Genomic DNA, 13723 nt, shown 5'->3' with positions numbered 1-13723 from the left:
ATTTATCATTATGATAATCTAATTCATTTACACTCGTCAAATTATTCTAAATGCTACGATAAGACATTTTTATTTAAACGAACTATTCTTCTTAACTCAATTTCGTGAAAAAACACTTTCTTTGCCGATTCCACACTTCTTTTGTCGCACTAGAAGGGAACTTACTTTATAGCTCGAAATCATTCAACAGGATATATATAGGAGGGATTATTTTGGAATATAAAACACCATTTATCGCAAAGAAATTAGGTGTTAGCCCAAAGGCTGTTGTTCGGATCGCGCAACAATTAAATCTTACGATAGAGAAAAACAAATATGGCCACTTTATTTTCACACAAGAGGATGTCGATCAAATGTTAGAACACCATCGATTTCAAATAGAGCAATCTCAAAATTCTCAATCTACTCAAAAAGCTTCCTCAGATGAGGTTGAGGAATTAAAAACTCAAGTTAATACAATTGTTCAAAACATATCATCGAATGATTTTGAGCAATTAACTAATCAATTAAACACTATTACGAGAAGACTTGATCGAATGGAAGAACAAATGCAAGATAAGGCAAATGATGTCGTCACGTACCAACTTTTACAACACCGTCGTGAAATGGAGGAAATGTTAGAGCGAATTCAAAAGTTAGAAGCTGCCCTAACGAAAGAAGAACCCATTTATATTACTCCTGATTCAAAACCAACATATGAACGAGAAAAGAAACCGAAGCGCCGCAAAATGATTTTTAGTATATTTGGATTATAATTTTTAGACCCTTATTAAAATAATAAGGGTCTTTTTTAATGAAGAGTTATATCCTATACAAATATTATTCTCTTTATTATACATATTCACTTCGCTTTATTTCGTTAACATAATATTTTTACTGTATTCTGCAATTAATGCCTGTGCATGAGCATTCCCTTGAATCACATCACGAAATTCTTTTAAAGAATACAAATGCGTAACCCCTTTTCGAGCATGAATTCTTACTGGTACACCTTGTAAAGTATCATGAAACTGAAATGGATTATCTATCGGTTCAATTGGAAAACCAAGTGTAAGTAAATACATATACATTCTTTTTGTTACTGCTGCAATGTACCATTCAGCTTTTGTTTCTAACGCATGTATAAATAAAATAGCTGTTAGCCTTTTGAAATGTCCTCTCCCACGAGACGTTTTCGAAATACTTAACTTGCCTATTTCATACACATTCTTCAAATCTTTTACTAAATCATTTTTAGAAAACGGATAGAAAAACTCAGAATTCGATTGCTCAGGTACCGTATACTTAATACATTCTACTGTACCAATAGGATGTTCATCTTCTATTAATAAAAATCGTGATGGATTTAAATTACGTTCTACGAACATTAAGTTTCTTTCTTCACAAAAATCTCCCCATAGTTGTTCGAACCCAAAATGTTCTTCCTTTGTTTGAACACGCTGGAACATATTTAACCGCCTTTCCCATCGCCGCTCTGTTTTTTGATAACGCTTTCACTATCTATCATATAAGAACAAATCTTCGTATGCAACTAAAAATATTTATGACTTATTATATTCTGCAAAATGAATTAGATTCCAATTTAATCGACTTTTATCCCGCGCTCACATTCCTTTTAATAACACATTTGTATCACTTTTCAAATCTAAATTACATTATGTTTCTTTCCATACAGCATATAATTCTTCTTAATCTAAAGAAATCCTTTATGAAAAAGGATTTCTTTTACTTCTTAATGCTTTTTAACCATTTTTCAAAAATTTGTACCATCCCATGTTTTCCAGCTAATTTCTCTTCCCCTTGTTTCGTCTTATATGGATATAACTGCAAGAAAACACCGCATCCAGACTCAATTTTTTTACTATGCATATGGCTTCCTGGATATACACAAATGACTTCATAAATTGACCTTCGATAATAGACTCGCTTTCCATCCTGTTCTTCTACATACTTTATAGACCAGTACTTATACATTTGCTCAGTTGCTTTCGTATTTCCGACATGCTGAAAAATATTGTACATTGGACTATACTTCACTTCAATAATAATAGAAGATTTATATACGTATTTCCCACCTTCTTTTACATAACAGTCTAAGCGAATATCTGGCTTCTTCGTATCCTCACCATTGTAAAAATTACTACCTTTACTTAATGCAATAAGAGGATGTGTTTCAATTAAGTCATTAAATGCGACATGCACCTTTATATCATCTCGTTCTAAAACTACTGTCGTTCCATCTTGTAATCCATCTACATAAAAATGTTCTTGTATTTGTTCACGAATGGAGTTTCTAGCCTCAAAACCAATTTGCTCTAAAATTGAAATAACGATAAAAAAAGCGTAATATTCATACACTAAAAACGTTGGCTTATAAACAAATAATAACGATGGAGATTGATCCGTATATTGCGGGAGTACTTCTAAATGATGTAGTAATTGTTGATGTGGTATCGGTAAATCATGTAAGTTCATATTACTTGTTTCAGTAACTTCCCTCCAAAACGAAGAGTGCATTAACATTTGAAAGTATTGTACATTTTCATGTACAATATGCGCCAATATTTTATATTCTTGTATTTTCATTGAGCTCTTTCGTAAATCGGCTTCTTTTAGTAAATGTATATTTTTATATTTTTGCTTCTCTCTATCGGTTACTGATCCATTACGCTCAATTGTTTGTATAATCGTTTTTACAGCTTGAAACTCTTCTGATTTTTTCTTTTTTTCTCTTTCTAAGATTTCAATTGTTTGACGTAAAAAGCTTTTAGCTTCAATTAAATAATGATAAAATTGCATCGCTTTATATTTAAGAAATGCATTTTCCTTACTATTTTTTTGTTCCATAAACTTACGATTATAATGTTTGGCATAAGGTTTTCGTTCTGCCACTATAGTTCCTTTTCTTGTTGGCTTTCGCTCTTTTCCTTCCCATTTATATTCATTTATAAATTTTGAGCTTGATTCTATTTTCTTAAAAATTGGCTTTATCATTTTCATTTTTTGGGGTAACTTTCTAAGTAACACTAAATAAGAAGAATCCTCAATATCGCTAAGTGCAGAGAAAGTCTTTTTATAGTAACCTCTATCCAAAATCAACTCATTTAAAATTGACTTCACATAGTCTTGAATCATTTCAAATTGATCATCAAAAAAATTTTTCGGTACGATTTGAAATGCGCCATAATACGTTGTATCTTCTATACGCACTTCAAAATGGTATAGACCACAGCGCCATGGATAAAAGAATTCTGTTTTCCCATGTTCATATATTAATACTCTTTGTTTTTTTTCATTTATTTCATATTGAGCCTCTTTTATATTTTTCTGTCCCTCATATACTTTATTCCATATAAAAGTAATATTCATTGGGATTTCATAATTGTACTGCAATCTTATTGGTTTTAATTCTTGTACTTTATAAATACATTGAACTAATGCTGTAGTAGATGTACAAAGACGATTTAATAAAATATAATCTCCTTTCCCCTCATTTCCAATGATTAGCTTTAATACAAAAGGGAGCGTTTCATTCGTATCAACGATTTTTGTTTCGTAACGCCCTTCATTTTGCATATCCATACAACTCCAGTTCTCTACGTTTTTCTCGTATATATGCTAAAGAGTGTTCAAATGTAGATACTCTGTTAGCAAGTGCAGATTGCAAAAGAGGTACTAAGGTCGCCCCCCTTTTTGCTTCTTCAGAAAGTAAAGGCCCAACCATCATTTCGGTCCCTCTGATTTTCGTCAATACACGCTGCTTTATTTGTAAATCAAACCCCTCTTCTCTACTGATCATATAGGTATGGTTATTTTGGAACGGTATGTTTTGCAAATAAGTCGCAATTGCATTTGCACATCGGAAAGAAATTCCCTTAGACGCGTCATGTGATGACAATACGACATGCAACTTATCTAATAGCTCTAATTCTTCTTCAGAAAATACTTCAATCATCGCTTTATTTCTCATCCAATTTATCCGAAATTCTCCCGCTGTTACTTTCAAAGGTGGATGTAATACGACTTTCCCCTGTTCCAGGCCCATCTCACAAAACGGAATTTTCTGTAACGTTATTAGGTTCGTTCGGTCTAATAATCGATCAGAGAGCTCTTTCGTTGTTTCATCAAAATTCACAGTACCTACAAATATAATATTTTCTCCAATTTCAATTGTTGATGGAATTGAACTCTCTATGTCCTGTACACCCTCATACAAGTTTAAAATACGATTTTTTGTTTCAAGTTCAAGAACAGATAGAAACGGAGTAAACCAATGCTCAATATGAGACATGTTCATTTCATCAAAAACGATTATATACAGTTGATTTGGATTTTCTTTCGCCTTCATTAACGTCCTAACTAACTTCGTTTCACTTTCAATAAAAGTACCATTTGGATGAAGGTAACCAAGTAAATCATGTGGTTCTTGATACGATGGCGAAATTGGAATCCAAACCAACTCTTCCCCATACTGTAACCCTAATGCTTCTGCATAAGTTTGCACAAAACGCGATTTCCCAACACCCGGTATACCACCAAGAATCGTTAACATATTTGTTTTTACACTTATATGGAAATTATAAATATCCGTTTCATCCAAATATAACCCTTTATTATGCACCATACTTTGTACATACTGTAAAAAAGACGATTCACGCTCATCCCATTCCCATTCATCTTTTTGCACTTTTATATCCTCTACTTCAACTAGCTTACCTTCTTCATGCATTCGTTTTTGTAAGTGCTCATACACATGATCACTTACAAAATATAATTGATCTTCTACCGCTATTTCTACATACTTCGTCCAGTCACTGCAGTTTATATATTTACATTCACGTTTCTGTTCAAAATAGGCAATTGAGCTAATTGATGACTTTAAAGATATGTTTCCATACAGTCTTCCATCGTGCCACAATAATTCGGGAGACTCAAAGTCTTTCGGAAATTTTGGCATAAGAAATGATAAATAACCGTTGCTAAGTTTTCGTTCTAAAGATTCTCTTTTTTTATTATTTGTAACTTTAGGTGCCGGAATCATTTTATAGCTACTTGCTATTTCTTTCGGTTCTTCTGTACATATTAACTCCACGTATACATTTCCTCTTTCATAATAAAGACGAAACATTACTAATTGCTTTTCTAATTTCCTCTTCTTTAATTCCGAAAAGATTTTTTCATTCTTTTTATTGCTACATAACCCTTCAAATACATATAGTTCATTTGCAAATTGTTCCTGTAAAGTGAATGGTATTGGCGATAAGCATTGTACAAAGAAATTTTCTCCACTCTTCTCTTTCTCAGCTTTTGTAAATTTCCCTAAAAATCTCATATAGTACATTCGTTTTATAAAACTTGGTTGAAGAGCTTTATGTAATTTCACCATAGTCACCTTCTTTTTTCATACTATTCTTAGTGTATGAAAGAAACGAAAAACTAGAAATAAAAAACCTGACATTATCCGCCAGGTTCAAAATGAAAACTTATATTAATGAGAAGGAAATGCTTTTTTCTCTTGTAAAATTGCATTATGAGCAATTTTCATTTTCGCAAGTACGTAACGTAATCGATCTTCAGCGTTTTCATCTTTACTTGTTTGTAATTCCGCCAAATTTTCAACAGAACTTGCTAAATTTTCAATGACTCCTCTCAGTTCAGGATGATGATTAAAAAAAGATTCTTGCACTAATACTTTCCTTAACTCACTAGCTAAATCAATTATTCTAGACAACTGTTCTTTTTCTTCCATTCTCATCCCTCCTGAATATCTTATGTAGTAAATATTCTCTAAACGAAGAAAAAAGCCCTTTAAATGAAAAGGACTTTTTACATTTTTATATTTCCAGTTAATAACATATACAGTGATGTGATAGCCGCAATAATAATTGCCCACATCACATATTTCTCTGCACCTGCAAAGCAACGGTTCCCTTGTTCTTTTCTTGCAAACGTGTAAACAATAATTCCAATTCCATACACAATTGAAACGAGTAGTAAATTCTTTAAACCAGCTGCATAAAGAAGCCATACAGAGTAAATAGAAGCAATTAAAGCTAACGCTCCGTTTTTGAATTTAGCGTCCCTTAGCTCGTTTGTAATGACTAATTTAAATTGGAATAACGCTGATAATAAATATGGTAATAAAATTGATGTTGATGCAATGAAATACATAATTTGATATGTTGATTCCGAAAACAAAACGATGATAAATATAATTTGGGCAACACCATTTGAAATCCATAATGCCATGTGTGGTGTTTGCTTTTTATTTGTTTTCGTAAAGACTTTCGGAAATACGCCATCTTTTCCTGCTACATGAGAAATTTCAGAAACAAGTAAAAACCAGCCAATTAATGTACCGACAAGTGAAGCAACTAATCCGATGTTAATCGCAACTGCACCCCATGGACCAACAACGTGCTCTAATACATGTCCCATTGACGGAGTTTCTAACACAGAAAGTTCGCCTCTTGTCATAGCTCCCATTGACAGGACAGAAATTAAAATATAAATGGACATTACTAAAATAAGTCCCAATACTGTTGCCTTACCAACATCTCGACTATTCTTCGCTCTTCCAGATAATACAACCGCTCCTTCAACTCCAATGAAAACCCAAAGTGTTACAAGCATTGTATTTTTCACTTGACCAAGTATAGCGGAAAGTGAGATCGTTCCTTCTCCCCAAAAATCATGTGTAAATGTGTCCCAGCGAAAGGCTGTTACCATTACAACAATAAATAAAACGATTGGAACTAACTTCCCTATTGTTGCGATAACATTCATAATAGAAGCTTCACGGATCCCAAATAAAATTAGAAAATGAAGTGTCCATAATAAAAGTGATGCCCCAACGATAGACGCAACATTATTTCCTCCCTTGAAAATTGGAAAGAAATAACCTAATGTACTAAACAGTAACATAATTGTTGCGACATTACCTAAGATTCCTGCTAGCCAATATCCCCAAGCACTATTAAATCCAATATATTCACCAAAACCAGCACGTGCATAACTATAAATTCCACCTTCAAGTTCCGGTTTTTGTCTTGCTAACGTTTGATATACGAGCGCAAGGGGAATCATTCCCATCGCTGTAATACACCAGCCAATTATTATTGCACCACTGTTTGCTCCTACTGCTAAATCATGCGGTAAACTAAAAACACCGCCACCAACCATTGTTCCAACTACTAATGCGATTAATGGAAAAAATCCTAACTTCTTTTCTATTTGTACCACCCCATCTGTCATTCTAGGTGTTATGTTCGTTCAACTATTAAAGTCACCTTTTTCTCTAATAGACGTTTCTCTTATATTTTTTCAGGAAAACATTACTTATTCTAAAAGAAAATGAGCAAAAATGGAATACTTTTTTGAAAAAATGTATAAGTATGCACAAAAAAACCGCTCATTTTGTAATGAACGGTCATTTCAAACATATAAATTTGTATATTCCTTGTAAATTTAACGAAGTAAATTCTCTTTTTGTAAAAATTGTTTTGCGACTTCTTCACTACTTTTACCATTTACGTTAACTTCATAATTCATTTTTCGCATTTCTTCATCTGTAATCTTTCCAGATAATTTATTTAATACCTTTTCAAGTTCAGGATATTTCTGTAACGTTTCTTTTCTTAATAATGGTGCTCCTTGATAAGGTGGGAATAGCCCTTTATCATCTTTTAGCACTTTCAGTCCGTATTGCTCCAATTCACTATCTGTTGAATATGCATCAATTACGTTAACATCTCCAGATTCAATTGCGCTATAACGCAGCTTCGGCTCCATCGTTTTAACATTCGAGAACTTATAGTTATATAATTTTTGCATTCCTTTATAACCATCTTCACGATCAGCAAATTCCAATGTAAATCCTACTTTGGCTTCCTGCGCAACATTCCCTAAATCAGAAATTGTATTTATATTCTTTTGATCTGCTATTTTTTTCGGCATGGCTAGTGCATATGTATTGTTATACTCCATTGGCTTCAACATAATCATATTATATTTCTTTTCCATTCCAACGCGAGCCTGCTCATATACTTCATCACGATTTGTACTCTTTGGTTCTTCTTTCACGAAAGTAGATAAAGCTGTTCCTGAAAATTCTGGGTATATATCTACTTCCCCTGATTTCAACGCTTCAAATACAAATGCTGTTTTCCCAAGACCTGGTTTTAATTGTACGTGTAAATCTGTATCTTGTTCAATAAGCTGCTTATACATTTGAATTAAAATTTCAGGTTCTGATCCAAGTTTGCCCGCAATAACAATATCTTTCTTTTCTGTACTCCAAAGAAATGGAGAAGCAATCATTATACAAACAATACATATCATCAATATAACACGCTTAGAAGAGCGTTTCGGTCGTTCAAGTATGCGAAGTACTATATCAAAGAATAAAGCGAGTAACGCGGCTGGTACGGCCCCTAAAATGATAAGTGCATGATCATTTCGATCTATACCTAATAATATAAGCTTACCGAGCCCACCAGCACCAATGAGAGCTGCTAATGTAGCCGTTCCAACAATTAATACCATCGCTGTACGAATACCGGCCATAATAATTGGCAATGCAAGAGGAAGTTCTACCTTCCACAATCTTCTCCAGCTATTCATCCCCATAGCTTTCGCGGCTTCTATTAGAGATTCATCTAATTCCCTTATTCCTGTATATGTATTTCGTAAAATAGGTAATAGTGCATACACAACTAATGCGATAATCGCTGGAAGTTTTCCGATTCCTACTAACGGAATTAAGAGTCCAAGCAATGCAAGTGATGGCACTGTCTGCATTACTGCAGAAGTTCCTATTATAAATTCAGCCATTCGTTCTTTTCTTGTTAATAAGATGCCAAGTGGCACTGCTATAATTACTGCAAAAAATAATGAAATAAGCGATATTTGTAAATGCTCACTTAATGCAGTTAGTAATTCTATTTTTCGTTCTTGGAACGTTTGTATAAAATTAGTCACTGTTTAGCCTCTTTCCTTCATTTGTTCAACAATGTAATTGACAATATGACGACTTGTTAACGCTCCAATATATTGACCGTTTTCTTCAACTGGAACGACCTCTTCATCACGCACACGAACTAGTGCTTCTTGTAAGGAAGAATGTAATGATAGCGCCTGCCCTTCTAATTGCACACTTTGATCAAGTGGCAATACATCTGCTACACTTTTCCCCTCATACCAAGTTCGCCCATGATTTCCAATGAACTCCTCTACAAATTCATTTTTCGGATTATGTATAATTCCTTCTGGTGTATCTAGTTGAACAACTTTTCCTTCTTTCATAATACAAATGCGATCTCCAAGTGATAATGCTTCTTGCATATCATGTGTTACGAACACGATTGTTTTTTGAATCTTTTTTTGCAACTGTACAATATCCTTCTGAAGCTGTTCCCTACTTAATGGATCTAACGCACTAAATGGTTCATCCATAAGAACGATTTTCGGGTTTGCGGCTAATGCTCGCACGACACCGACACGTTGTTTTTGTCCTCCTGACAATTCATCAGGCATACGATCTCGATATATATCCGGATCTAATCCAACCATATGTAACAAGTCATCGACGCGTGCTTTTATTTCCTTTTTGCTCCATTGCCTCATTTCAGGAACAACTGCAATATTTTCAGCGATTGTCATATGAGGAAACAAAGCAATCTGTTGCAACACGTATCCTATATCCCAACGTAATTCGTTTATATTATATTGTTGAATATCTTTTCCATCGATTAAAATCGATCCTTCAGTCGTTTCGATTAAACGATTAATCATCTTCATTGTCGTTGTTTTCCCGCAACCACTCGGACCGATAAGAACAAAAAATTCTCCCTTTTTAATTTCTAAATGCAATGAATCCACTGCTTTCGTGCCATCTTCATACGATTTTGACACATGATTAAATTGAATCACAAATACAACTCCTTTACTGTTGTTTCCTTTATTTTGATGGAATATGGCATTCATTTCAAATGATACGCTTTTAAATTAAAAAAGAGCTCACATTTGAGCTCTAACGGTCGAACAATATTGTTTTCATAATAGCAGCATATTCGCGAACATACATTTTTCTCTTAGAACGAATTGGTGTTTCAGCAGCTAGTGCCTCCATCTTCATGCCTAAACGCTTTGCAATTATTTTCGTTCGATATAAATGATACGTATTACTTACAACTACTGCATGTTTCACATTATATAAATCCATACTAAACTTTAAGTTTTCATACGTATTTGTAGATTGATCTTCTATTAAAATACGACTCTCATCTATACCGTGTACCATTAAATAGTTTCTCATGCTGTGAGCTTCCGGTATATCTTCATCTTCTCCTTGACCACCTGAAACAATTACTTTCGATTCAGGATGGGAAAATAAATACTCCAACGCTACATCCAAACGATTTTGAAGAGATAAAGACGGTCTATCTCCAAATAACTTTGCACCCAGTATAAGAACGTACGGAGAGTGATAGCTCAACTTTTCACGAGCAACTTTGTTCATTCTAAACGTCATATAAATGATATATAGTGGCGGTAATAATAAAATTATAAGAAAGATCCATTTGTTCATAAATAAGTTTGCACTCCCTTTCTTTTTATTATATAAAAAAAGAAAGGGAGGCAGAAGTGTTTTTTTAAACGATTGATTTATTAGAAACATTCGCCGCTACTTTACGTTGTGATAGTACATAATAAATAGCTATTCCTAATGAGAAGATCAATATGCAGCTTAATACGTAAAATGGAAGCATTACTCCGGCTTTAGATACACCCGCTGTAAACAACATTAATAATACAATTCGTATTCCAGTACCAATTAGGCGAAATAAGCTGTCTACACGTCCCATTACTTCATTTGGAATTTCCTCCATCATCAATACATTTCTCGCCACTCTTGTACCCGCATTTCCAATTGCATGAAAAATCGCTAGTCCATATAAAAACAATACAGAAGGTTCAATACTCATTGCAGTAATTGAAATTACATAAATGAACATCGTCATAACGATTGAAACTTCTGTTTTGATATATTTCATTATGAGTGGAATACAGATCCCTGCAACAACCGCTCCGACACCGTACATCGTGCCCTCTATTGCGTATACAGAGGCATTGGCTTTTAGTATATCCGAAATATACACTGGTATTAAATAATTTGCCATCATGACACCTATAAACGGCATATAAGTGGCCAGTAAGAACCAAAAGAGCTTAGGACATTTTTTCATAAAGTGAATTCCTTCAAACAATTGCTTCTTAAATGTTATTTTTCTTTTCACTTCTTTTTTCTTTACGTACGGTATACATAAGAAAAGAAAAAATGCTCCAGCAAAAGTTAACATGTCTACTAACAAAATCCACTTCAAAGATACAATTTCAATTAAGAAGCTCGCGGCCGCTCCAGAAATAACTTGTGTTAACTGTCCTTGTATTTCCATCGTTCCACTTAAACTTTTATAATGTTCTGCTTGAAATATCTCTTGGTTGAACGCAAATATTGTAGGATAAAATAATAAATAGTAGAATGATCCGGCTATATAAATAAGAATATAGTGAATAGAATGATAAGGTTGCCCAGCAAATCCCCATATAACCATTATTCCGATTACGGCTATTCCGATTCCTTCGTTACATAGCAATAAAGATTTTCTTGAAAAACGATCAATACTTTGCCCAATGAATGGTGTTAATAAAAACATAATGAGGGTTGCAATGATAGAAACATAACCAAATGTTGTCTCTCCTCCACTCTCTTTAATTAACAGCCAAGGAATCGTTATCATAACAATCCCGGAACCAATAGCAGATAGACTATTGGCTCCTAGAATGTAATACAAGCGAGAATCATGATAAAGTGAGGACATATCACTCCACTCCTAGTTGTTTTTTCACCTCTTTATATACGCTCATATATGCTTTCAATTCTTTAACTACATCATGAATTAATGGTTTTGCATCTTCCCCAAGTTCACCATCTTGCACATGTAATCCATCAAGCACAACTTGTTTTGGAATTGCATTTGCATAAACACCTCTAGCGACCGTTCGCATGCTGTTTAATGCATTTATTCCACCTTTACCGCCACCAGCAACCGCTAACAACGCAACTGGTTTATGAATAAATTCACTACTACTTAAGTAATCTAAAGAGTTTTTCAGCGCACCGCTCATCGCATTATGATATTCTGGTGTACATAATACAACCCCATCCGCAGCTTTCACTAACGTTTTTAATTTTTTTACTGCCTCTAAATCACGTTGTGACTCTTCTCCATTGTATAAAGGTAAATCCTCAATTGCTAAATCATATAATTCCCCTTCAAATTGATCCGCAATATATTTCGCCACCACGCGAGTTCTACCAAATTTTCTTGGTGTACCGTTAATAACGACTAGTTTCATGATTATTTCTCCCCTTTGTTTTCAAGTTCTACTTATATATTATCAGAAATTTCTATACAAAACACAATATAAAGAGTTAACTTGCTTCATAAAATAGTATGATAAACAAAAAAGAACTCATACTTTCGTATGAGTTTCGTACAATTACTTTGTTTCATCTCTCAGACTCAACGTACCTAAACTTTCATTTGCTTCAAAATGATTATATGCTTTTTCCGCTAATTTTTTCCGTTCTTCTGGTAATTCTATATATTTCATTACGTTTTCAATTATTTTTTCGTACGGAGTAAATACAATTCCTGGCCACTCTACCTCATCTTCTGGATTACTATTTTCGGAAATAATAAATTTCTTATTTGCGACTGCATAAGACACGCGAGGTGTTTCAAGAATTCCTGATAAGTAAAAATGAATATTTAATATAATTTTAGCTCTAGCAATCAATTCATTTCTAACAATTCCCCACGCATTATTTTTAAAAACTATATTTAAATTCGGCGCAACCGCTTTTAGGTGGTCAAAAATAGCTTGCCGCCTCGGATTAAGAGCACCTATAAACAGAATATCAATATCTTCAGTAATCTCATCTTCAAATGCATCTTTTTTTATTTCCAAAGTGGGAGCATAGTTCATTTCTACATGTTTTATTTCTTTTCCTACCCCTTTTTGTTTAAGCCATTCTATATTTTGTTTACTATAATCCCAAATCACTCTATCTTTTAATAATATTAAATAAAGGGGGTGCGCATATGGACTTCCTTCGTATAGCTGTTCTAAATTATAAATAATTGCATCTTTCGGAAGAAGGTTCGGGTTATATGCGTATGTATGTGCTCCAAAAACAACTGTATTCTTTACATTTTCCAGTATTGTTTCTGATATAATTACGGTATTTCCCTCCTGCTCCAACCGCCACTTTAAAGCTCGCGCAACATCTATGAAACTACCGTATGTCTTTGGGCATATAAAAAGACAATAATCATATTCTTTATTCAAATAAACTTCCATTAATCTTAAATTATTTTTATATAAATCTACATCTGGATGTTTAAGTACCAACTCATTTGCATGTTTTCTTGCTACTTTATATAATCCAGCATAATAAGCAGCGATGCATCTTCTTAATTCGATTCTTTCCCGATCCTCATCTAATACATCCATGTTTAAAAGAAGATTTGCGATACAATACGCTTTTAAATGATCACGATCATAATAATAGTCTAGTAGTGGCATCAATTCTTCATACGTATTTCCATGCACCGATTCTCCTAGTTCAATCGCCCATCGCATTAATTCCATGATT

The 13723-nt window shown here is 33.7% G+C and carries 12 protein-coding genes; 1 reads left to right on the top strand and 11 read right to left on the bottom strand.

Going from position 1 to position 13723, the window contains the following annotated elements; genetic code table 11:
- Positions 1–212 precede the first annotated feature (212 nt).
- On the top strand, positions 213–755 hold the full coding sequence (gene racA, locus AXW78_RS10935) for a chromosome-anchoring protein RacA (protein WP_000456019.1): 543 nt from the start codon (positions 213–215) through the stop codon (positions 753–755).
- A 96-nt stretch (positions 756–851) separates the two neighbouring features.
- On the opposite strand, the gene AXW78_RS10930 is transcribed toward racA, so the two are convergent.
- The 11 genes from AXW78_RS10930 to AXW78_RS10880 form a co-directional block, all read right to left on the bottom strand.
- Positions 852–1448 (bottom strand): hypothetical protein, encoded by a 597-nt coding sequence (locus AXW78_RS10930; protein WP_000487795.1) that lies wholly within the window; start codon positions 1446–1448, stop codon positions 852–854.
- Between the two features lie 277 nt (positions 1449–1725).
- Positions 1726–3576, bottom strand: a complete 1851-nt coding sequence (locus AXW78_RS10925) for a hypothetical protein (protein WP_001178723.1) — start codon at positions 3574–3576, stop codon at positions 1726–1728.
- The gene (locus AXW78_RS10920) at positions 3566–5383 is read right to left on the bottom strand and encodes a DUF8727 domain-containing protein (protein ID WP_033690264.1); all 1818 of its coding nucleotides are present in this window, start codon (positions 5381–5383) and stop codon (positions 3566–3568) included. Before AXW78_RS10920 ends, AXW78_RS10925 begins: the two co-directional genes overlap by 11 nt.
- A 105-nt stretch (positions 5384–5488) precedes the next feature.
- The gene (locus AXW78_RS10915; protein WP_000391449.1) at positions 5489–5749 is read right to left on the bottom strand and encodes a hypothetical protein; all 261 of its coding nucleotides are present in this window, start codon (positions 5747–5749) and stop codon (positions 5489–5491) included.
- A 77-nt stretch (positions 5750–5826) separates the two neighbouring features.
- Entirely contained in the window at positions 5827–7254 is a 1428-nt protein-coding gene (locus tag AXW78_RS10910; RefSeq protein ID WP_000129445.1) for a basic amino acid/polyamine antiporter, read from the bottom strand.
- Between the two features lie 213 nt (positions 7255–7467).
- Positions 7468–8979, bottom strand: a complete 1512-nt coding sequence (locus tag AXW78_RS10905; protein ID WP_000181011.1) for an ABC transporter permease/substrate-binding protein — start codon at positions 8977–8979, stop codon at positions 7468–7470.
- 3 nt (positions 8980–8982) lie between these two features.
- Positions 8983–9930 (bottom strand): ABC transporter ATP-binding protein, encoded by a 948-nt coding sequence (locus AXW78_RS10900; RefSeq protein WP_000614074.1) that lies wholly within the window; start codon positions 9928–9930, stop codon positions 8983–8985.
- 100 nt (positions 9931–10030) lie between these two features.
- Entirely contained in the window at positions 10031–10588 is a 558-nt protein-coding gene (locus AXW78_RS10895) for a YdcF family protein (RefSeq protein ID WP_001045714.1), read from the bottom strand.
- A 64-nt stretch (positions 10589–10652) separates the two neighbouring features.
- Positions 10653–11882, bottom strand: coding sequence for an MFS transporter (locus tag AXW78_RS10890; RefSeq protein ID WP_000097158.1), 1230 nt, complete (start codon positions 11880–11882; stop codon positions 10653–10655).
- Position 11883: 1 nt separating this feature from the next.
- Positions 11884–12420 carry an NADPH-dependent FMN reductase gene (locus tag AXW78_RS10885; RefSeq protein WP_000780352.1) on the bottom strand — a complete coding sequence of 179 codons (537 nt, stop codon included), beginning with the start codon at positions 12418–12420 and terminating at the stop codon, positions 11884–11886.
- A 144-nt stretch (positions 12421–12564) separates the two neighbouring features.
- Positions 12565–13719: a CgeB family protein gene (locus AXW78_RS10880; protein WP_000422329.1), complete on the bottom strand. Its 1155-nt coding sequence runs from the start codon at positions 13717–13719 to the stop codon at positions 12565–12567.
- Between the last annotated feature and the right edge of the window lie 4 nt (positions 13720–13723).

The organism is Bacillus thuringiensis (assembly GCF_001595725.1).
In the GTDB taxonomy this organism is placed as follows: Bacteria; Bacillota; Bacilli; order Bacillales; family Bacillaceae_G; genus Bacillus_A; species Bacillus_A thuringiensis_K.
This window is presented reverse-complemented; position numbering and strand designations above follow the sequence as displayed.